Here is a 21,353-nt window from a genome sequence, read left to right as displayed (position 1 = left end):
CGCCCGCCGGCACCTGAAACCATCATCCCGATGGATCACAGGCCGATGATGCACTAACAATCAACTTGGACCAGTCAGATGAGGCTGCTCAATACCTTGACTCTTGCCGCATTGCGCGCGAGAGACCCCCATGATTTCTGGGACACGGACAAAGACGCAATCCGGGCGGATCACCCGCGCGGCGCAAGGGGCAATGGCATGAGTGGCGTACAGATGATTACAGTCGCTGAAGGGGACGGCGATCAGCGTGTGGACCGCTGGTTGCGCCGCCTGTTCCCGCATGTCAGCCAGGGCCGCATCGAAAAGATGTGCCGCAAGGGAGAACTGCGTGTGGATGGCAGTCGGGCCAAGGCCTCGACCCGATTGGAGGTCGGGCAGGTGGTTCGTGTACCGCCATTGCCGGGGCCTGATCACAAACCGGTTGAGGTCAGGCATCGTATCTCGGATGCGGATGCCAAGATGATCCAGTCCTGCGTGATCTACCGTGATGATCACATTCTGGCCCTGAACAAGCCGCAGGGCCTGCCGGTACAGGGCGGCAGCGGGCAGACCCGGCATGTCGACAGCCTGTCCGAGGCGTTGCGGTTTGGGTATGACGAAAACCCGCGTCTGGTTCACCGCCTGGACAAGGACACGTCAGGAGTTCTGCTGCTGGCCCGCACGCGCGAAGCCGCGAAGGGGCTGACAGCCGCTTTCCGTCACCGCGATACACGCAAGATTTACTGGGCGCTGGTTGCAGGTGTTCCCACGCCATATCTGGGTGAAATCAAGACGGGTCTTGTGAAAGCAGCCGGTCATGGCGCCCACGGCGAGGGTGAAAAGATGATCCCCGTCCATATGAACGAGATCGACAGCACCCCCGGTGCGAAACGGGCACATACACATTATGCGACCCTCTACCGGGTAGCCGGGCGCGCCGCTTGGGTGGCGATGGAGCCAATCACGGGCCGCACCCACCAACTGCGCGCGCATATGGCAGCGATCGGGCATCCGATCATCGGCGACGGCAAATACGGTGGCTCGGGGCAGGAAAACCTGGGTGACGGCTGGGGCGCACAATTGGGTGGGATCATCAGCAAAAAGCTGCATCTGCACGCGCGGCGACTGTCATTCCTGCATCCGGTCACGCGCAAACCTGTGACCGTGACCGCGCCCTTGCCGGAACATATGAAACACAGCTGGGACACCTTCGGCTGGACCGAAGATCTGGCCGCAGACGACCCGTTTGAGGCGCTGCAATGAGCGCACCCCTGCGGCTGGTTCTATTTGATGTCGATGGCACTCTGGTCGACAGTCAGGGCAGTATCGTTCACGCCATGACCACCAGCTTTCAGGCAGCGTCGGTACCTGTACCGACGCGAGAGGTGATCCTGTCCATTGTCGGCTTGTCCCTGCCACATGCCATCGCACGATTGGTGCCGGACCAACCTTCCTCGGTACAGAACGATCTCGTTGAAGGGTACAAGGAAGCTTATCACGCGCATCGTTTGGATTTGGGCGCTGCCAGCTCTCCGCTCTATCCCGGCGCGCGAGAGGCGATTGAAGCCTTGCACGCCGTACCCGAAGTGCTTCTTGGGGTGGCAACCGGCAAATCCCAGCGCGGGCTTGATGCGTTGATCGAAGTGCATGGGCTTGAGCGCTACTTCGTCACCCGGCAGGTCGCCGACCACCATCCGTCGAAGCCGCATCCTTCCATGGTGCAGGCCGCGTTGGCCGAGACCGGTGTCGAACCCGACTGCGCGGTGATGGTCGGCGATACAAGCTATGACATGGACATGGCAGCAGCTGCCGGGGTGCGCGGCATCGGCGTGGCATGGGGGTACCATGATCGGTCTGCTTTGACCTCGGCCTTCTGCGTGATTGAGACCTTTGACCAGTTGCCCACTGCGCTGGCCGGGATATGGAACTGAAACATGAGTGACTGGAAACCGAAACGCTTCTGGAAAGAAAGCCGGACCATCGATGTTGAAGGTGGGTTTACGGTTGAACTGGATGGCCGCCGCGTCAAGACCCCTGCCAAAGCGGCGTTGATCCTGCCTACCCGCGCCATGGCCGAAGCGGTTGCGTCAGAATGGGATGCCCAGCAGAAAGAGGTAGATCCGTCGACGATGCCATGCACACGTTCGGCGAATGCGGCAATCGACAAGGTTCGGTCCCAGCATGGGGAAGTTGCCAACATGCTTGCGGATTACGGCGATTCCGACCTGCTATGTTATCGGGCGACACACCCGTCAGAGTTGCAGGAACGTCAAAGCGCCGAATGGGACCCGGCACTGGATTGGGCCGAGGTCGCACTGTCTGCTCGCTTGCGGCCGGTTGTCGGTGTGCTGCACAAGCCGCAATCTGACGCAGCCCTGTCGGCGCTGCGTGTTCGCGTCCATGCGCTGGATGCGTTCCAACTGGCGGCGTTCCACGATCTGGTCAGCTTGTCGGGGTCATTGATTCTCGGGTTTGCAGCGGCCATGGATTGGCGCGAACCAGCCGAAATTTGGCGCATTTCGCGCCTGGACGAAACCTGGCAGGTCGAACAATGGGGTCACGATGACGAGGCCCATGCGGTTGCCGAAACGAAGAAAGCCGCATTTCTGCATGCTAAACGCTTCTTTGATATGTCGGTTTGATCCTTATTTTCCGATTTTTGGCCAAATGTTCAAATTGGTTGGGGTCTGATCCATCGTTTTCGATGATCCGACCCTTGACGTTTGTTTATGAATACGCCCAAACTCAGTGCCACTAAAGGGGAGACACCTTTGGAGTAACCTATCCGGCATCCACTTGCCGGGCAGAGCCGCCTCTGATGGGGCGGGAAATCAGGAAGAGGTAAAAATGAAAAAATCCGTAATCTTGGGCGCGGCAACGATTGCCGGTCTTGCTGCTGGCGCAGCCGTGGCAGGGACCGTTGACGACGTTAAAGCGCGCGGCAAGCTGAACTGTGGTGTGACCACCGGTCTGGTTGGCTTTGCTGCTCCTGACGCCAATGGCGAATGGCAGGGCTTTGACGTATCTCTGTGCCGTGCCGTTGCTGCTGCTGTTCTGGGCGATGCAAGCGCGGTAGAATTCGTTCCGACCACCGGTAAGACACGTTTTACCGCTCTGGCCTCGGGCGAGATCGACATGCTGGCGCGGAACACCACCTGGACCTTCAGCCGCGACGTCGACCTGAAGTTCGAATTCACCGGTGTGAACTACTATGACGGTCAGGGCTTTATGGTTCCCAAGGCACTGGGCGTAAGCTCGGCCAAGGAACTGGACGGCGCAACCGTTTGTATCCAGACCGGCACCACAACCGAGCTGAACCTGGCGGACTTCTTCCGTTCGAACAACATCAGCTACGAACCGGTTCCGATCGAAACCAACGCCGAAGCACAGCAGCAGTACCTTGCTGGCGCATGTGACGTTTACACCACCGACGCTTCGGGTCTGGCGGCAACCCGCGCCACATTCGAAAACCCCGGTGATCACATCCTGCTGCCCGAAATCATCTCGAAAGAGCCGCTGGGCCCGCTGGTCCGTCACGGCGACCACGAGTGGGGCGACGTTGTGCGCTGGACTCTGAACGCGCTGATCTCGGCTGAAGAACTGGGCGTAACCTCGGCCAATATCGATGAACTGGCCGCTGGCACCGAAAACCCCGAAATCAACCGCCTGCTGGGTACCGAAGGCACCCTGGGCGAGATGCTGGGTCTGGACGCTGACTGGGCAGCCAAGGCGATCAAAGCCGGTGGCAACTATGGCGAAGTGTTTGCCAAGAACATCGGTGAAGAAACCCCGATTGGTCTGGCACGTGGCCTGAACGCACAGTGGACCGAAGGCGGCCTGCTGTACTCGCCGCCGTTCCGCTAATATCGACGGAGAAGGGCGCAGGGCAACCTGCGCCCTTTTTCCATCCATAAGAATCACGCCCGTACGGTTTTGAGCAGGGATCAACTCTGCCGACATATTTACGGGATGCACGGGGATATACATAGGTCATGACGACTCTCACTGACCCGCCGAAGGAGCAGTTCCGGCTGTCCATGCTCCTTTATGATACGCGGTACCGATCTGCGACCATTCAGGTCATTGCAATGATTGGTTTTATGCTTCTGGCAGCCTGGATCATTTCCAATACCATCCAAAACCTCGAAGCGCTTGGAAAACCGGTTGAGTTCGGCTTTTTTGCAGAACCGGCCAGTTACGATATCAACCAGCGCTTGCTTGAATACGATTCGCGCGACAGTCACTTGCGCGCGGCCTTTATCGGCTTGCTGAACACGCTGGTTGTGGCAGTTCTTGGTTGTATCACAGCAACGATAGTCGGTGTTTTGGTTGGTGTTCTGCGCCTGTCCAACAACTGGCTGGTTGCGCGGATCATGACCGTCTATGTCGAGATGTTCCGCAACGTACCTGTGCTGCTGTGGATCGTTCTGGCCATGGCCATTCTGATCGAAAGCCTGCCAGCACCAAGGGCGTTCCGCGGAGAAAACCCAGAAGCCACGATGAATCTGTTCGATTCTGTCGCAGTGACCAATCGCGGGGTCTATATCCCGGAGTTCCTGTTCTCGCGCAGCCTGGGTGATATACACATCTTCGGTGCGTCGAGCCTGCGGTTCGATATCTCGCTGGACCTGATCGCCATTCTGATCGTGCTTGGTGGCAGCATCTTTGCGATGCGCAAGGTGTCCGCCTGGGCACAAGCCAAGCAAGAGGCATCCGGTGATCGTCCGACTATCTGGCACATCCAGCTGGGTATTCTGTTTGTGCCGATGATTGTCCTTCTCACCATCCTGGGGTTTCACCTTGGTTTCCCTGAGCTGAAAGGCTTCAACTTTACCGGCGGCACACATTTGCGTAACTCGTTGATCGCGCTGTGGCTGGCCTTGTCGCTTTACACGGCGGCCTTCATCGCCGAGATCGTTCGTGCGGGTATCCTGGCCATCTCAAAAGGCCAAACCGAAGCCGCATCGGCGCTGGGTCTGCGCCCGGGCCGGACCATGCGCCTTGTGATCCTGCCGCAGGCATTGCGGGTGATCATTCCGCCCATGATCTCGAACTATCTTAACCTGACCAAGAACTCGTCACTGGCGATCGCGGTCGGATATATGGACATCACGGGGACCCTTGGCGGCATCACCATGAACCAGACCGGTCGCGAGCTGGAATGTGTTCTGCTGTTGATGCTGGTCTATCTGTCCATCTCGCTGAGCATCTCAGGGGTGATGAACTGGTACAACAACCGTGTAAAACTGGTGGAGCGGTAATATGAGTGATGTTTCATTTGTCCGCACGGAAATGCTGCCCGAGCAGGCACCGCCTGCTTCCGAGGTCGGCGCGCTGGGATGGGTCAAGCACAACCTGTTCTCAAGTTGGTTTAACACGATCCTGACGGTGGTTTCGCTTTATGCGATCTACTACGTGCTGTCAGGTGTTCTGCCATGGATTTTCCAGTCCGTGTGGAATGCCGACTCTCTCAACGAGTGCCGCGAGATCATGATGGCCACCTGGGGGTCGACCCATGGGCACGCCTGCTGGGCGGTTATCAATGACCGTTGGTTACAATTGCTGTTCGGCTTCTATCCAAGCCATCTGTACTGGAGACCGATCCTGGCGCTGGTTCTGTTGCTGGTCGCATTGGCGCCGGTTCTGTATTCGGACCGCGTCCCAACCAAGATGCTGATCTTCACGGCAATCTACCCGTTCCTGATGCCGTTCCTGATGTGGGGCGGAACCATCTGGGGGCCAATCTCGGCCGCGCTTGGGTTTGTCGTCGGTTGGTTCGTGTATTCGGTTCTCAGCAAGCAGGTGAGTGAACTGGTCGGTATGATCGGTGCGGTCGTTGCCGCAGTGATCTGGTGGCTGGTGCTGTCCAGCTATTTCACGGGCGCGTTGGACTCGGTTCTGCCGATTGGCATCGAAGCTGTTGAAAGCCGTCAGTTCGGTGGTTTCATGCTGGCGATCCTGCTGGGCGTTGTGGCCATTGGTGTCTCACTTCCGATCGGTATCGTTCTGGCGCTGGGGCGTCAGTCGGACCTGCTGATCGTCAAATACCTGTGCGTGGGCTTTATCGAGTTCATTCGCGGTGTGCCGCTGATCACCTTGTTGTTCGTGGCGTCGCTGCTTCTGAACCTGTTCCTGCCGCCAGGCACCAACTTTGACATCATCCTGCGGGTGATGATCATGATGACCCTGTTCTCGGCTGCCTACATGGCCGAGGTGATCCGGGGTGGTCTGGCTGCCCTGCCACGAGGACAGTACGAAGGCGCCGACAGTCTGGGCCTGAACTACTGGCAGGCGCAAAGGTTGATCATCATGCCGCAAGCCCTGAAAATCTCAATTCCGGGCATCGTGAGCACATTCATCGGGATCTTCAAGGATACGACGCTGGTGTCGATTATTGGGTTGTTCGACGTGATCGGATTGGCATCTGCTATCCGCGCCGACACAGCCTGGAACGGCATCTATTGGGAACTGTTCGCGTTCATCGCGTTCCTGTTCTTCATCGTCTGCTTCTCTATGTCCCGTTATTCCATGTATCTGGAGCGCAAGCTTCAGACTGGCCACCGTTAAGGAGTTCAACACATGTCTGAACTTGCAATTGACCGCGAAATCGACCGTTCCAAAATGCAGGTGAGCGACGAGGTCGCCATCGAAATCACCAACATGAACAAGTGGTACGGTTCCTTTCACGTGCTGCGCGACATCAATCTGACCGTCAATCAGGGCGAGCGGATTGTTATTGCGGGTCCGTCCGGGTCAGGGAAATCTACCCTGATCCGCTGCCTGAACGCGCTGGAGGAACACCAGCAGGGCACGATCATCGTGGATGGGACCGAGCTGTCGAATGACCTCAAGAACATCGACAAGATCCGGTCCGAGGTTGGCATGGTGTTCCAGCACTTCAACCTGTTCCCGCACCTGACCATTCTGGAGAACTGCACGCTGGCCCCGATCTGGGTGCGCAAGACGCCCAAGAAAGAGGCCGAAGAGCGCGCGATGCATTTCCTTGAAAAGGTGAAAATCCCCGAGCAGGCCGACAAGTATCCTGGTCAGCTTTCGGGTGGTCAGCAGCAGCGTGTGGCAATTGCCCGCTCGCTGTGCATGATGCCGCGGATCATGTTGTTCGATGAACCGACATCGGCGTTGGACCCCGAGATGATCAAAGAGGTGCTCGACACCATGATCGAGCTGGCCGAAGAAGGCATGACGATGCTGTGCGTGACGCACGAGATGGGCTTTGCCCGTCAGGTTGCCAACCGTGTGATCTTTATGGATGCGGGCCAGATCGTGGAACAGAACGAACCGGAAGAGTTCTTCAATAATCCGCAAAGCGAGCGGACCAAACTGTTCCTCAGCCAGATTCTGGGACACTGAACGGCTCAAAATGGTGGAAAGGCGGGGTTTTGTCCCGCCTTTTTCTATTCCAGCAACTCTCGCGCGGTGGTGAAGCCCAGCACGATGCCCATATGCCAGCGCACGTCCGACCAGCTGTCGGCGTTGAATGTCATCACAGTGGTTGCACAAGTCGGATAATCGAAAAAGCGCATGTGATCCGGTGGCCGTTGCACAAGGCGGTTGGCGAATTCGGCGATTCCGGGGTTATGGCCCAGCATCAAAACAGTCGGTTCCGTGGCACCTGCTAACTCGCGCAACATGTCTTCGGCGCCGGCGTGGTAGAGCACATTGTGAAAGCGGACCTTATCGGCCGTTAACCCCATCCGGTCCCATGTCTCGCGAGTGCGGGTTGACGTCGAGCTTAGCACTTCATCCGGCAGCCAGCCGTTATCGCGCAGCCATGCACCAATGGCCGGGGCTGACCTGCGCCCACGCTTGCTCAGGCGGCGTTCATGATCGCCAAGTCCTGGGTTATCCCAGCTGGATTTGGCGTGACGCGTCAGGATCAGAGTGCGGGTCATGACGGGTGAAAAGCCCTCATATGATGGGCTGATTGTTCGGGGTCGCGCCCTGCGCCCGCGCTGAGCGGGCAGGCGAGGCGGGCCAGACAGCCGCCTGTCATGCAGGTTTGACCCTCAGTGGTATCAAGATGGTCGTGGCAGGCTGCAAGGTCATAGAAGTTTTGCGCGTTCAGCGCGCCGACAGGGCAGGCCGTCGTGCACGGAGCGGCGCAGGTGTTACAGGGGGAAACGCCGGGTGTTTCTGGGATGGCAAACTCATGGGCGAAATGCAGTGCGCCGCGATATGAGATCATCATACCGACCGTGTCATGTACCAAAGCCCCCACCGGGCTGCTGAAGGTGCGTCCCGATTTCAGGGCCCAGTCGATGAAAGGCGCATAGGGCGGACCACCAAAGGGGAAATAGGCCTGTGCACCGAACGCATGTGCCATCTGGCCGACGATTCTGGTTGACCAGCGGTCTACTGGATCAGGCCCCCGCCATTCGGGCGAGGCTTTCAGAGCAGACCAGAAATCAGAGCCTGCGCCCAGCAAGATCAACGTGCCAGTGTCAAGTTGCCGGGCCGCCACGCGATGAGGATGCAGCGCACCCATGACAATCAACCCCGCCTGACGCGCCGCGTGTTCTACGCGGCCATAGGTTGCCGCATCCGGAACTGAGGAAGGTTGCGCAAGGTCTGTCATCTTCCCTCGGCTGTTGCTGCGATCAGTCTGGCCGTATCAGCGACCCGGCGCCATGTTCCGTGAACAGTTCAAGCAGAACCGCATTTGGCGCGCGCCCGTCAAGTATCACGACGGCCCGAACGCCGCTGTGCAGGGCATCGAGGGCCGTTTCGGTCTTGGGGATCATACCGCCCGCGATGGTGCCTTCGCGGGTCATCTCGCGGATCTGGCCGGCTTTCAGCTCGGTCACCACATCGCCCGCCGCGTTCTTGACGCCCGAGACATCAGTCAGCAGCAGAAGGCGGTCAGCTTTCAATGCCGAGGCAATCGCCCCGGCAGCCGTATCGCCGTTCACGTTGAACGTTTCACCCTCACGGCCCGCGCCCAGAGGGGCGATGACCGGGATCACATCATGTGAGAACAGATCATGCAGGATTTTCGGGTTCATCTCGGACGGGGTGCCGACATAACCCAGAGACGCATCCGTCTGGTCGCAGATCATCAGGTTTGCATCCTTGCCCGACAGACCCACGGCCGAACCGCCCTGTCCATTGATAGCCTGAACGATGCGCTTGTTCACCAGGCCAGACAGAACCATCTCGACAACTTCGACGGTTGCCGTGTCGGTCACGCGCTTGCCGTTCACAAAGTCGGACTGGATATCAAGCTTGTTCAGCATCGCGTTGATCATCGGACCACCGCCATGCACGACAACCGGGTTCACGCCGACCTGCCGCATCAAGACGACATCGCGGGCAAAGCTCTCCATCGCCTCGTCACTGCCCATGGCATGCCCGCCCAGCTTTATGACGACGATGGCCCCATCATAGCGCTGCAGATAGGGCAATGCGCTGTTCAGAGTTGCTGCGGTGGCGATCCAGTCCCGGTTCATGTCACGTGTCTTCATTGCTAAGGTCCCTCTGACCGTCCGTGTTAGGGCCTTTGCACCGCGCTGCCAAGGGCGAAGCTATTCCAGATGCGCAATGATCGAGCGCAGGGTCGGAATCCCGTCGCCTTTTTCGGACGAGGTCAGGACGATTTCCGGGAATGCTGCGGGATGTTTGGACAAAGCCGCACGGGTTTGTTCCAGAACCTTCTCGCGCTCGTTGGCCTTGACCTTGTCGGCCTTGGTGAGAACGCATTGAAAGGTCACGGCACTGGTATCCAGCAATTTCATGATTTCAGCGTCGACCGGTTTAACCCCGTGGCGCGCATCAATCAGGACAAAGGCACGGCGCAGCGTCTGGCGACCGCTCAGGTATTGCTTGAGAAGCTTCTGCCATTTTTCCACCACGTTAACCGGTGCATTGGCATACCCATAGCCCGGCAGGTCGACCAGATAGAGGTCCGGGCCTTGCGTGAAGAAGTTGATTTCTTGCGTACGGCCAGGTGTGTTAGAGGCACGCGCCAGACCCTTTGTTCCGGTTAGCGCATTGATCAGGCTGGATTTGCCGACATTCGAGCGACCGGCAAAACAAACCTCCAGACGGTCAGGGGCGGGCAGGCCCGTCATGGCGACCACGCCTTTGACAAATTCAGACGGGCCGGCAAACAGCTTGCGACCGCGTTCTTTGGCGAAGTCATCCGGCTCTTCGGCCAGCGGAAACGGAAGCGTGGTCATAGCACCTCCAGCGTATCATTCAGGCAGATTTCACCACCCTGAATTACTTCTGCATAGACACCGAAATCCTGATGATCCCAGCTGTTCAGCGCGCCCAGAGTATCCGCGTCGCGTTCGCCGGTTTCCGGATTTGCAGTGGTGGCCAGACAGCGAATGATACGCTCGCGCACCCGGAGCACGGTTTCGCCAATGCGAAGGTTACGGCCCAGCCAGTCGAATTCATTCCACTCAGGCAGGCCTTCGAACCAGATGTTCCCGCGCCATCGCGCCGCAGACAAAGACTGGCCCAGCTTTTGTTCAACAGCGCGATGAGACGCCATGTTGCACAGGCTGATTGACGGGAAATCGGTATCGGTCATGCCGCGCCCGGGCACCCGGACAATTCGGGCGGACGCAGCGCGATCCGTGGGCATAAGCGGTTTTACCCAGTCCAGGAAAACCGATTCTTCTGTGTCAGGATGAAAGCTCAGATTCGGGCGGTCCGGGTGGTGCAACGTGACCTGCTCGCCGTCCAGTTTCGCCCAAATCGCCATAAGCTTGGGGGCTTTTGAACCGCGACTGAAATTCACACACGGGGCCCATTCCGTTCCGTCGGTCTTGGCCGCTTCATGGGCAACGGCCCAAACGCGATCCCCGGGCATGGTCTGCCCGGGGTTGAGGGTAATCTGGCTCAGGGCTTCACGCCCATGGCTTTTGATCGGGTGACGCCAAAGGCCTGAAACTGTTCCGCTCATTTCTTGTCCGTGTTCGGCAATCGCTTAAATCCGGATTTGATGTTTCCGAACACGTCCGGCGTATAGCCCTGACTGCGCATGATCAGATACTGTTGGGTAAAGGTGATCGTGTTGTTCGCAATCCAGTACACGACCAGACCGCTGGCAAAACCGCCCAGCATGAACATGAAGACCCACGGCATCCACGCGAAGATCATCGCTTGTGTGGCATCGGTTGGTGCCGGGTTCAATTTCTGTTGCAGCCACATCGAGATTCCCAGCAGCAGCGGCAGAATACCGATAAAGATAAGCGCCATCAGGGTGTCCGGCTGCGGGCCGGCCCAGGGTAGCAAGCCAAAGAGGTTCATGATCGAGGTCGGGTCAGGTGCGCTCAGGTCCTGGAAGGGGCCGAACCACGGTGCCTGACGCAGTTCGATCGTGACGAAGATCACCTTGTACAGTGAAAAGAAGATCGGGATCTGTAACAGGATCGGCAAACAACCGGCAGCGGGGTTCACCTTTTCCTTCTTGTACAGCTCCATCATGCCCTGCTGCATCTTCTGACGATCGTCGCCCGCGGCTTCCTTCAGGGCTTCCATCTGCGGCTGCAGTTCCTTCATCTTCGCCATCGAGACGTAGGATTTGAAGGCCAGCGGGAACAGGATTGCCTTGATGATCAGCGTCAGGCCGATAATGGACCAACCCATATTGCCGATCAGTGCATGAATGTTGTGCAGCAGCCAGAAAATCGGCTTGGTCAGGAAGAAGAACCAGCCCCAGTCGATGCTGTCGATGAATTTCTGGACACCGTCAGCCTGGTATTCGCGGATGGTCTCCCACTCTTTTGCACCCGCAAACAGCTGGGTTGTCACCTGCTCGGTCGCACCCGGTGCCACGGTCAGCGTCGGAAGTACCGTTTCTGTCTGGTAAATCTTGCGACGCGAGTCGTATTTGGCAGCCGCCTTGAACGCAGAACCGGGTTCCGGGATCAGCGTGGTCATCCAGAAGTGATCAGTGAACCCGATCCAGCCGTTTTCCTTGACCTGAAACACCTCGGCCTGAGCGCGCTCGTCCGGGTCGATATCGAAATCACGAACGTCGCCATAGTCCACTTCGGTCAGAGTGCCGTCGGCCATACCGATCACACCCTCATGCAGAATGAAGAAGTTCTTCAGGTCCGGCAGGTCCCCGTCTTCGCCAATGCCGTGGCGCGCAAGAATGCCATAAGGTGCCAATCCAATTTCAACCCCGGTGGCGTTTTCGACAGATTGCGTGACCGTGAACATGTAGTTCTCGTCAACCGCGATGGTGCGGCGGAACGTCAGTCCATTGCCGTTTTCCCAGGCCAGCGTCACAGGTGTGTCAACACCCAGGGTTTCGCCCTGCTCAAGCGTCCAGATGGTATTTGGTCCGGGAACATCTGCACCGGTCAGGCCCGCGCCAGGAGCCCAGCCATAGAGGGCGTAATAGGCGGATTGCGATCCGACTGGCGACAACAACTCGACAATCGGAGAATCCTCGGCCAGCGAGACCTTGTAGTCTTTCAATGACAGCTCGTCGATCCGACCGCCAGCAAGCGACAGGCTACCGGTCAGGCGGGGCGTGTCGATATTGATGCGGGGCGCTTCGGCCTCGGGTTCAGCTTCGGCAGCTGCCGCAGTTGCCTCTCCGACAGTACTGGTGTCGGCCGCACTGGGCGTCTGAACCTCACTGCCTTCGACGCTGGTTACTTCAGCCTGATCCGGGGTTGTCGTCTGTTCCGGAGGGGGGAACAGCACGAACCAGACCAGGATCACGATAAAGCTGAGCGCGGTTGCGAGGATAAGGTTCTTGTTCTGATCGTCCATCGGGGACAGCCACCTTGAGCAGTGAAAGACACCCGCAGGGTTCAACAGAGTGCAGACCCAAAGGTCAAGCGGAATCGCCCGTCATTTCGTCACGGAGGGGTCTTCTTTGCCGCGATTTCCGGTTCTCTACCGCGTTTTCCGCCCGATTTTGGGAACACCGTCGACCTTGTTGCGGTAAGACGTGATCCAATCCTTGGTTTTTTCGAATGGCATGGGCTTGCCGATGCCAAATCCCTGAACATGATCGCAACCCAGTTGGGCCATCAAAGCGTGCTCACCCGGCGTTTCGACACCTTCGGCCAGAGTTTCCAGATGCAAACGTTCTGCCATCATCAGAATGGCGCTGGCAAGCTGTTGCTGGCTTGGGTCCAGATCCGCTTTGGCAACAAAAGACCTGTCGATCTTGATGCGCGATACGTTGAACCGTTTGATAGAACCGATCGAGGCATGTCCTGTCCCGAAATCGTCCAGATCAATACAGCACCCCATTGCGGCAAGCCCGGTGACGTTGCGGGTGATGACATCGTCGGGCCGTCTGGAGAACACGGTCTCCAACACCTCGACCGCCAGCCTGTCAGGGGTCAGATCGAATTGATCCAGTTCCCATTTCAGACGGTCGATCAGGCCCGGATTGCGCAGTTCGTCAGATGAAAAGTTGATCCCGATGCGCGGCACCGACAGCATGGACCGATCCCAGTCGCGCATTGCGGAAAAGGAATGATGCCGCATGGCCTGACCCAACCGGTCCATCAGTTCGGCCTGTTCGGCAAAGGGCAGGAACACATTGGGGGCAAGAACCCCTTTTTTCGGATGTTCCCAGCGGGCCAGAGCTTCAAACCCGCTGATACGCCCGGTATCGGTTGAGATCTGGGGTTGAAACCATGGACGGATCTCACCGCTGTCCAGCGCCGCTTCGAATTCTTTGCGCAAGTTGATCCTGACCTGTGCCCGTCTGCGCGTCTGAGAGGAAAAAGCGCGAATCGTGGATGGCCCGTTTTGTTGTGCCTCCAAAAGGGCGTTATTTGCGGCCTCCTGCCAATCGATTGCAGAGCCGTCAGTGATATTGCTGCTCAGGCAAAAGCCGATGGAACAGGACATATACACGCCGGTACCATTCAGCATGATGGGATCTTCTACGGCGTTTTGCATACGGCCCGACATCTGAATACAAGCTTCCAAATCCAGTTGCCGTGCCGGGTGCAGAACAACCATCATCCTGTTTCCACCCATCCGGGTTGCGCAATCATTTGAGCGGATCATGGACAAAACGCGCGAGCAGAATTGCTGTGCAACGTGGTTTGCCGCCGCCTGTCCGTGCAGATCAAGCAATTGCGTAAAGTCATCCAGAACCACCGCGAAACAGGCCGAGTTTTCCCCCTTCAGGCGGGCGTCGGCAAATACCTTCTCCAAAACTGTTTCAAACTGGTCCTTTGACAGCAGACCGCCTGGACGCCAAAGCCCCTTACGCGACGGATTGGCTGCGAACGCATTGATGCCTGCGACGATCAGAGGCAAAATCAGGGCCAGTGCAACCAGGGCCTGTTCACCCCCAATCCAGAATGCACTCAGGCAAAGCGCCGGAACAAAGGCCAGCGCGGCTGGGCCGCCCAGAACGGTTTTCAACGAATGGACAAAACGGTCGGTAAGGGGATGGTTCCGCATCAGCTTTCTGGCCTTGGGCATGATCTGCACAAGGCAAAGCCTATGAAACCAGTCTGAGTCAGTCGTTAACGCAGTAGCGGAATCTCATCCAAATCTCCGGATGTTCCGTCGGAGTTTAGTGAAAGGTTAATGAAATCAAACAGCTTTCCATCCAGAAGGTGCGATGGCCGCGCATTTGTTAACGCTCGGAACATAACCTGTCTCCGACCCGGGCTGTTCTTTTCCCATTGATCCAGAATCTGTTTGACCTGCTGGCGCTGCAACCCATCCTGACTGCCGCACAGGTCACAGGGAATGATCGGGTATTGCATTGCCTTGGCAAACTTCTCGCAATCGGCTTCGGCGACATGGGCGAGCGGGCGGAATACGAAAAGATCGCCTTCTTCGTTCACCAGTTTCGGCGGCATCGTGGCCAGGCGGCCGCCGTGGAACAGGTTCATGAAAAACGTCTCAAGGATATCGTCGCGGTGGTGCCCCAGGACGACCGCCGAGCATCCCTCCTCGCGCGCGATGCGATAGAGGTTACCACGGCGCAAACGGGAACACAGGGCGCAATAGGTCCGGCCCTGTGGGATCTTGTCCATCACAACGGAATATGTGTCCTGATATTCGATCCGATGCGGTACGTCCATTCGACCCAGAAACTCGGGCAGGACCGTCGCCGGAAAGCCCGGCTGGCCCTGATCCAGATTGCAGGCCAGCAGATCGACAGGCAACAGGCCCCGCCACTTGAGCTCGTAGAGAACGGCCAGCAATGTATAGCTGTCCTTGCCACCCGAAAGACAGACCAGCCAGCGGGGAGGCTTGCCATCCTTGTCGTGGGCGGACGGATCCACCATCCCGTATTGCTCGATCGCTTCACGGGTCTGGCGCACAATGCGTTTACGCAGCTTCTTGAACTCGGTTGTCGAGGGCGCGCCGGCAAACAGCGGGTGGATATCGTCTGCATCATCAAACATGCGCCGTGGTTACAGCGGACCGAAGGCCCGGGCAAGGCGTAGAAGCTGGATCAACCGCATTTGGAGAGTAGTTACACCCGTGTTACCCTGCGCGTATTTTTCAGGAGGTATATTATGGACTATTTCTTTTCCGTCCGCGCCCGAAGCGGCGATCACTATTCAAACAAGATGGGCGCCGCGCGATATCTGGCTATTCCGGGGAATGTCGGGCAACCGGCGCGGCAGCATGAAATACCGCAATCTCAATGGATAAGCCGGATTCAGGCCGAAGCCGGGGCGACGGCTACCGAGAACGGGCATATTGTCGTCTTCGTGCACGGGTTCAATACCGAGCAATACCAGATGCTGGAACGTCACCGCAAAATTCGCACCGGTCTCGAGATGCATGGCTTTAACGGTGTGGTTATCAGTTATGACTGGCCAAGCGATGGATCTGTTCTGGGCTATAACGTTGACCGGGCTGACGCGCGGCGTGCGGCTGAGAAATTGTTCAGTCACGGGATCACGCGGCTGTCCCGGATGCAGACTGCCGATTGCCGGTACAACGTCCATGTTCTGGCACATTCCATGGGCACGTTCTTGGTGCGAGAAGCCATGGACTATGCCGATGACGACCACGAAACCGCGCAACACAGCTGGATGACCAGCCAGATCGCGTTTGTCGCGGCGGATGTATCCGCGAAATCGTTCCGCGATGGCAGTTCCAAGACGTCCTCTCTGATGCGACGTTGTACTAGGCTGACATGTTATTACAGCCCGTTTGACGAGGTTTTGTCGATCTCAGAGGTCAAGCGTGTCGGAGTATCGCGCCGACTGGGCCGTGTCGGAATGCCAAACGACCGGCCTGAAAAAGCGGTTAATCTGTATTGCGGGTCCTATTTCAAAAATACCCGCGATGAATACGGGGATGGGCCATCTGCGACACACAACTGGTATTTTGACTCGCCCCGGTTTTTCGAAGACCTGCACCATACATTGATGGGAAAACTGGACCGAGAGGTCATTCCGACCCGCAGCTTCACCGACCGCGGCAATCTGGCGTTGATTTAAGGGTCTGTATTGTCGGGCACCGGATCGTAACCGTCACCGCCCCAGGGATGGCAGCGGCATATCCGGTGCGCAGCCAGCCATGATCCCCGGATCGCGCCATGTTTTTCCAATGCTTCCAGCGCATAGGCCGAGCATGTGGGCTGATAGCGGCAATTGAAACCAACCCAGGGGCTGAAAATCAGCCGGTACGCGCGAACGGGCAGGGCGACGATATGGGACAGGAAGGTCATTTGTGGCCCGCATGCACTTTGCGAAGCGCATACCGCAAGTCGCTCAGCAGGACATCATAAGGAAGATCGGCGGTTACATCAGCCCGCCCGATCAGCACATAGTCCCATCCCTCAAGACCGGACACAGGCAAGACCGCCCGTGCGACTTCTCTCAGGCGGCGCTTGGCACGATTGCGGGCCACGGCATTTCCGACTTTCTTTGAGCAGGTAAAGCCAACGCGCAGCCCGACCGCTTCATCCGGAGCGCGTCGGCGGGCCTGCACCATCATCGAAGACGTTCCCTGTCTGCGCGCGCGCGCGGCTTTCAGGAAATCGGCTCTTTTTTTTAGGATCGTCAGAGATGTGGGTAGACAAACAGAAGCCGCCGGGGGCGTATTCCCGGGGTGGTTCTTACCATCCTCAGGGGCCTCCGGCGGCATCATGTTCATACCCTGATCAGTGGGCGGTTTTACGCGCTCAGCGATTTGCGGCCGCGGGCGCGGCGCGCATTCAGGATCTTGCGGCCGGCTTTTGTGGCCATGCGCGCGCGGAAACCGTGGCGGCGTTTGCGAACCAGGTTCGAAGGCTGATAGGTGCGTTTCATCGCTCCGTCTCCAATCTATAGCGGTCGGGTGCGGCGCGGATTCGCCTGGCCCTAGTGTTCGAAGCCCGTCCTCTACTGCCAAGCGAAGTGTAAGTCAAACCCCAACGGCCCGGTTTTCGCGGCTTTTGCAACAATTCTGTAAACCGATTGCTGAAAAGATTTCAAATCGGTCGATTATCGTCTGAAACTGTCACGTTCGCGGCCACATAGATCAAGGCCCCGTGAACCCCCTGTTGCCAAAAGCGCAAGCAGCGCATGTTGGGCGTAAGATGAAACAAGAAGAACCGGAAGGCCAGATGTCCGAAACAAGCCAGGCTCCACGAAACGGGTTGGCGCGTCATATCCCCTTGCTGGTGATTCTCGGTGTCGCCGCGGTGGGGTTTTTCACGCTGGGTGATTACCTGACTTTCGAAACCCTGCGAGACAACCGCGAAGCGTTGCTGGCGTGGCGGGACGCAAACTATTGGGCCATGGTGGCCGGGTTCGTTGCCGTCTATATCGTGATCGTCGCGTTTTCGCTGCCCGGGGCAGCTGTCGCCTCGATGACCGGTGGGTTCCTGTTTGGACTGTTTGCCGGAACGGTGTTCAATGTATTTTCGGCCACTATAGGCGCATCGGCCATCTTTTTGGCCGCCCGCTGGGGGTTGGGCAATGCTTTGACGGCCCGGCTGAATGCCTCAAAGGGGACGATTGGGAAGCTGAAGGACAGGTTGCGCGAGAACGAAATCTCGGTGCTGTTCCTGCTGCGGCTTGTCCCGGTTGTGCCGTTCTTTGTGGCCAATCTGGTGCCTGCGCTGGTGGGCGTCAAATTTCGCAATTTTCTGATCACGACGGCGCTGGGCATTATCCCGGGGGGTATCGTTTACACCTGGATCGGCGTTGGGCTGGGCGGTGTGTTCGACCGTGGCGAAACACCGGACGTTTCTTTATTGTGGGAACCCTTCGTTATTGGCCCCATTGTCGGCTTGTGTGTGCTGGCTGCTTTGCCGATTGTCATCAAGTCCCTGCGTGGCGGAAAGGACGCCTGACCCATGCAACACCTCAAGACAGATATCCTGGTCATTGGGGCCGGGTCCGGAGGGTTGTCGGTTGCGGCCGGTGCCAGCCAGATGGGTGCGAAGGTGATCCTTCTGGAAGGGCACAAGATGGGCGGCGACTGCCTGAACTTCGGCTGCGTCCCGTCGAAAGCGCTGATCGCAAGCGGCAAAGCGGCCTTTGGTCAGGCGCATTCCGCCGCGTTTGGCGTGGCCGATGTAAACCCTCAGATCGACTATGCGGCGGCGAAGGATCATGTGCGGGATGTGATTGCCCAGATCGAACCAATGGACAGCCAGCAACGCTTCGAAGGTTTGGGTGTCAAGGTGATCCGCGAGTTTGGCAGCTTTATCTCCCCGACCAAGGTGCAGGCCGGAGATCATGTCATCACCGCGCGCCGGATCGTGATTGCAACCGGGTCGTCGCCAATGGTTCCGCCGATCCCGGGACTGGACACAGTGCCTTATCAAACAAACGAAACCATTTTCGACCTGCGCGAGCGTCCGGAACACTTGCTGATCATTGGCGGTGGTCCGGTGGGTATGGAAATGGCGCAGGCTCATGTCCGGTTGGGCAGCAAGGTAACAGTTGTTGAAGGGCAGAAGGCATTGGGCAAAGACGACCCCGAGGCCGCGTCCGTGGTGCTGGAGGCTTTGCGCGGCGAAGGTGTCATGGTCCACGAAAATGCCGTGGTGGCCCAGATTCGCGGAAGGGAAGGCGTTGTGGAAATCGTGATCGAGAATGGCGATATTCACAGGGGCTCTCATCTTTTGATTGCTACAGGGCGCAAAGCCAATATCGAGCGTCTGAATCTGGCCGCGGCAGGAATTGACCGCACCCGAACCGGAATCAAGACGGATGACAGCTTGCGGACGTCAAACCGCCGGGTCTATGCGATTGGCGATGTCGTGGGGGGGCTGCAATTCACCCATGTAGCCGGGTATCATGCGGGTATCATCATTCGATCCGCCTTGTTCGGCCTGCCCGCTAGGGCGAAAACGGCGCATATCCCATGGGCAACGTTCACCGATCCTGAACTGGCACAGGTAGGTTTGACCGAAGCTCAGGCCCGCGACCGGCATGGCGACAGGCTGGAGGTTGCGCGCTTTGATTATCACCACAATGACCGCGCTTTGGCCGAGCGCAAAACCAAAGGGTTCATAAAGGTCATGGTGGTGACGGGCAGGCCCGTCGGCGCCACGATTGTGGGCCATCAGGCGGGCGAGTTGATAAACATGTGGTCGCTGGCTTTGGCCAATAATCTGAAGATGGGGCAGATAGCTGCTATGGTTTCACCCTATCCGACAATCGGAGAGCTTAACAAACGCGTTGCTGGCGCTTATTTCTCTCCAAGGCTGTTTGAGAATCAGACAGTTAAACGTGTGGTCAGGTTCGTCCAGCGCTGGATTCCCTGACCTGAAGAGGAGCGTATTTTGAACTCGCTGTCGGGCCGATTTCTGATCCTGACGACGGTCTTCGTTATGTTGGCCGAAATCTTGATCTTTGTCCCGTCGATTGCCCGGTTCCGCGAGGATTTCCTGCTAAACCGTCTGGAACGCGCCCAGATCGCATCGCTGGCGTTGTTGGCTGACGATATGCTGGCCGAAGATCTTGAGGCAGAACTGCTGGCGAATGCCGGTGTCTACAACGTTGTGTTGCGTCGGGATGAAGTCCGCCAACTCATGCTGTCGTCACCAATTCCCGAGGCAATCACCAAAACATTCGATCTACGGGATGCCGGTCCGTGGATTTTGATCCGGGACGCGGTGAGCCGGATATTCATACCCGAAAATGAAGTCATCCGTATCATTGGCGAGCCGGTCAAGGGCGCGGGGTTGCTGATTGAGGTTACGATCGACAGCGCCCCCCTGCGTATGGCGATGGTTGACTACGGCCTGCGCATTCTGGGGCTGTCCTTTGTCATCTCAATCATCACGGCGTCTTTACTGTTCCTTGCGGTGCGCGTGGTTCTTGTTCGCCCAATCAAAAGCGTAGTGGGATATATGCAGCGCTATGCCAGCGCACCCGAGGATGCGCGCGGCATCATCTCGCCGAATTCCAGAGTGACGGAATTGCGCGAGGCCGAAGAAGCGCTGAAGATGTTGCAAACGGAACTGACGCAGGCGCTCAAACAGCGCGAGCGGCTGGCGCAACTGGGTGGGGCGGTTGCAAAGGTCAGTCATGACCTGCGTAACATCCTGACATCGGCGCAGCTGTTCACGGACAGGATCGAATCCAGTGATGACCCGCTGGTCCGGCGAATGGCTCCGAAGTTGGTGAATTCGATCACCCGTGCTGTATCGCTGTGTGAAAGCACATTGGCATTCGGCCGTGCAGAAGAACCTGCGCCCACTTTGACGATGGTGCCCCTACGGACAATTGCGGCTGACGTCGCCACCAGCGAACAGCTGGCAGTCGCAGGGGGCTGCGTCGAGATCGTGAACGAAGTGCCTGAAGATCTGATCGCCCGCGCCGACCCCGAGCAGTTGTTTCGTGTCATCATGAACCTCGTGCGTAACGCAAGACAGGCGTTGGAAGCCTCGGGTAAGCCGGGTCACATCACCATCGTCGGGTGTGAATATCAGGATGCCTGGTGTCTTGAAATTCGCGACACCGGGCCGGGTCTTCCGCCAAAAGCACGTGAAAACCTGTTCACACCGTTTCAGGGTGGGGTCCGCAAAGGAGGCTCTGGCCTGGGCCTTGCAATCTCACAGGAACTGGTGCGCGGGCATGGCGGTAACCTGACACTGAAGGAGACCGGACCCAAAGGAACGATCTTTGAAATCAGGCTTCCGCGTGGAGACATGACTTTTTGATTTTTTTTTGAAGAATCGGCTTGCACGTCTTTGACCACAGGTCTAAACAGCGCCTCACCAACGCGGACCGATAGCTCAGCTGGATAGAGTACTTGACTACGAATCAAGGGGTCGGGGGTTCGAATCCTCCTCGGTCCGCCACTGGTTTTCCTCTCAGGCGACACATAGTTCTGCACCAGCGACAAGACCTTGCTGAGCAGCCTCATCTGACTGGTCCAAGTTGATTGTTAGTGCATCATCGGCCTGTGATCCATCGGGATGATGGTTTCAGGTGCCGGCGGGC

The 21,353-nt window shown here is 57.8% G+C and carries 22 protein-coding genes and 1 tRNA gene; 12 read left to right on the top strand and 11 right to left on the bottom strand.

Annotated features, from left to right (window positions below):
* Positions 1-198 precede the first annotated feature (198 nt).
* The 7 genes from ACR0BZ_RS18875 to ACR0BZ_RS18845 all read left to right on the top strand — a co-directional run bounded on the left by ACR0BZ_RS18875 (position 199) and on the right by ACR0BZ_RS18845 (position 7,350).
* The gene (locus tag ACR0BZ_RS18875; RefSeq protein WP_480920995.1) at positions 199-1,242 is read left to right on the top strand and encodes an RluA family pseudouridine synthase; all 1,044 of its coding nucleotides are present in this window, start codon (positions 199-201) and stop codon (positions 1,240-1,242) included.
* Positions 1,239-1,910, top strand: a complete 672-nt coding sequence (locus tag ACR0BZ_RS18870) for an HAD-IA family hydrolase (protein ID WP_480920993.1) — start codon at positions 1,239-1,241, stop codon at positions 1,908-1,910. Before ACR0BZ_RS18875 ends, ACR0BZ_RS18870 begins: the two co-directional genes overlap by 4 nt.
* 3 nt (positions 1,911-1,913) lie before the next feature.
* Positions 1,914-2,621, top strand: a complete 708-nt coding sequence (locus ACR0BZ_RS18865) for an ATP12 family chaperone protein (protein WP_480920992.1) — start codon at positions 1,914-1,916, stop codon at positions 2,619-2,621.
* A 205-nt stretch (positions 2,622-2,826) separates the two neighbouring features.
* Positions 2,827-3,843, top strand: coding sequence for an amino acid ABC transporter substrate-binding protein (locus ACR0BZ_RS18860; protein WP_480508501.1), 1,017 nt, complete (start codon positions 2,827-2,829; stop codon positions 3,841-3,843).
* A 128-nt stretch (positions 3,844-3,971) separates the two neighbouring features.
* Positions 3,972-5,240, top strand: a complete 1,269-nt coding sequence (locus ACR0BZ_RS18855) for an amino acid ABC transporter permease (RefSeq protein ID WP_480474035.1) — start codon at positions 3,972-3,974, stop codon at positions 5,238-5,240.
* 1 nt (position 5,241) lies between these two features.
* Positions 5,242-6,546 (top strand): amino acid ABC transporter permease, encoded by a 1,305-nt coding sequence (locus ACR0BZ_RS18850; protein WP_480484763.1) that lies wholly within the window; start codon positions 5,242-5,244, stop codon positions 6,544-6,546.
* Between the two features lie 12 nt (positions 6,547-6,558).
* Positions 6,559-7,350: an amino acid ABC transporter ATP-binding protein gene (locus tag ACR0BZ_RS18845; protein ID WP_480484762.1), complete on the top strand. Its 792-nt coding sequence runs from the start codon at positions 6,559-6,561 to the stop codon at positions 7,348-7,350.
* 44 nt (positions 7,351-7,394) lie between these two features.
* Here the strand turns inward: ACR0BZ_RS18845 and ACR0BZ_RS18840 are convergent, their stop codons facing one another.
* From ACR0BZ_RS18840 to ttcA, 8 genes are all read right to left on the bottom strand, one after another.
* Complete coding sequence (locus ACR0BZ_RS18840; RefSeq protein WP_480920991.1) at positions 7,395-7,892, bottom strand: SixA phosphatase family protein; 498 nt, start codon at positions 7,890-7,892, stop codon at positions 7,395-7,397.
* On the bottom strand, positions 7,889-8,575 hold the full coding sequence (locus ACR0BZ_RS18835; RefSeq protein ID WP_480774296.1) for a ferredoxin: 687 nt from the start codon (positions 8,573-8,575) through the stop codon (positions 7,889-7,891). The genes ACR0BZ_RS18840 and ACR0BZ_RS18835 overlap by 4 nt, the downstream gene beginning before the upstream one ends.
* Positions 8,576-8,597: 22 nt before the next feature.
* Entirely contained in the window at positions 8,598-9,461 is an 864-nt protein-coding gene (gene argB / locus ACR0BZ_RS18830; protein WP_267363778.1) for an acetylglutamate kinase, read from the bottom strand.
* A 60-nt stretch (positions 9,462-9,521) separates the two neighbouring features.
* Positions 9,522-10,175: a ribosome biogenesis GTP-binding protein YihA/YsxC gene (gene yihA, locus ACR0BZ_RS18825; protein ID WP_480547311.1), complete on the bottom strand. Its 654-nt coding sequence runs from the start codon at positions 10,173-10,175 to the stop codon at positions 9,522-9,524.
* Positions 10,172-10,909: an MOSC domain-containing protein gene (locus tag ACR0BZ_RS18820; RefSeq protein WP_480920990.1), complete on the bottom strand. Its 738-nt coding sequence runs from the start codon at positions 10,907-10,909 to the stop codon at positions 10,172-10,174. Before ACR0BZ_RS18820 ends, yihA begins: the two co-directional genes overlap by 4 nt.
* Positions 10,906-12,735, bottom strand: coding sequence for a membrane protein insertase YidC (gene yidC, locus ACR0BZ_RS18815; protein WP_480484757.1), 1,830 nt, complete (start codon positions 12,733-12,735; stop codon positions 10,906-10,908). Before yidC ends, ACR0BZ_RS18820 begins: the two co-directional genes overlap by 4 nt.
* A gap of 126 nt (positions 12,736-12,861) precedes the next feature.
* Positions 12,862-14,418, bottom strand: coding sequence for a putative bifunctional diguanylate cyclase/phosphodiesterase (locus ACR0BZ_RS18810; protein WP_480484756.1), 1,557 nt, complete (start codon positions 14,416-14,418; stop codon positions 12,862-12,864).
* A 44-nt stretch (positions 14,419-14,462) separates the two neighbouring features.
* The gene (gene ttcA, locus ACR0BZ_RS18805) at positions 14,463-15,356 is read right to left on the bottom strand and encodes a tRNA 2-thiocytidine(32) synthetase TtcA (protein WP_480920989.1); all 894 of its coding nucleotides are present in this window, start codon (positions 15,354-15,356) and stop codon (positions 14,463-14,465) included.
* 114 nt (positions 15,357-15,470) lie between these two features.
* Here ttcA and ACR0BZ_RS18800 point away from each other — a divergent pair, with 114 nt between their 5' ends.
* Positions 15,471-16,406: an alpha/beta fold hydrolase gene (locus tag ACR0BZ_RS18800; protein ID WP_480474024.1), complete on the top strand. Its 936-nt coding sequence runs from the start codon at positions 15,471-15,473 to the stop codon at positions 16,404-16,406.
* On the opposite strand, the gene yidD is transcribed toward ACR0BZ_RS18800, so the two are convergent.
* Genes yidD through rpmH form a run of 3 tightly spaced genes read right to left on the bottom strand, consistent with a single transcriptional unit; the run spans position 16,403 to position 17,219 of the window.
* A complete protein-coding gene (gene yidD / locus ACR0BZ_RS18795; protein WP_209505895.1) occupies positions 16,403-16,636 on the bottom strand; it encodes a membrane protein insertion efficiency factor YidD in 234 nt (77 codons plus the stop codon). The genes ACR0BZ_RS18800 and yidD overlap by 4 nt on opposite strands.
* On the bottom strand, positions 16,633-17,058 hold the full coding sequence (gene rnpA, locus ACR0BZ_RS18790) for a ribonuclease P protein component (protein WP_480474021.1): 426 nt from the start codon (positions 17,056-17,058) through the stop codon (positions 16,633-16,635). The genes yidD and rnpA overlap by 4 nt, the downstream gene beginning before the upstream one ends.
* A gap of 26 nt (positions 17,059-17,084) precedes the next feature.
* A complete protein-coding gene (gene rpmH, locus ACR0BZ_RS18785) occupies positions 17,085-17,219 on the bottom strand; it encodes a 50S ribosomal protein L34 (RefSeq protein ID WP_005980833.1) in 135 nt (44 codons plus the stop codon).
* A 269-nt stretch (positions 17,220-17,488) separates the two neighbouring features.
* Between rpmH and ACR0BZ_RS18780 the strand changes: the two genes are divergently transcribed.
* The 4 genes from ACR0BZ_RS18780 (at position 17,489) to ACR0BZ_RS18765 (ending at position 21,211) form a co-directional block, all read left to right on the top strand.
* Entirely contained in the window at positions 17,489-18,247 is a 759-nt protein-coding gene (locus tag ACR0BZ_RS18780) for a TVP38/TMEM64 family protein (RefSeq protein ID WP_480920988.1), read from the top strand.
* A 3-nt stretch (positions 18,248-18,250) separates the two neighbouring features.
* Positions 18,251-19,669, top strand: a complete 1,419-nt coding sequence (locus tag ACR0BZ_RS18775; protein WP_480920987.1) for a dihydrolipoyl dehydrogenase family protein — start codon at positions 18,251-18,253, stop codon at positions 19,667-19,669.
* A gap of 15 nt (positions 19,670-19,684) precedes the next feature.
* Positions 19,685-21,070 (top strand): ATP-binding protein, encoded by a 1,386-nt coding sequence (locus tag ACR0BZ_RS18770; protein WP_480920994.1) that lies wholly within the window; start codon positions 19,685-19,687, stop codon positions 21,068-21,070.
* Positions 21,071-21,134: 64 nt separating this feature from the next.
* A tRNA-Arg gene (locus ACR0BZ_RS18765) sits at positions 21,135-21,211 on the top strand.
* Positions 21,212-21,353: the final 142 nt, after the last annotated feature.

This window comes from Ruegeria sp. P8 (genome assembly GCF_056534665.1).
Note: the sequence above shows the minus strand (reverse complement) of the source record. Positions and strands in the feature narration are given on the sequence as shown.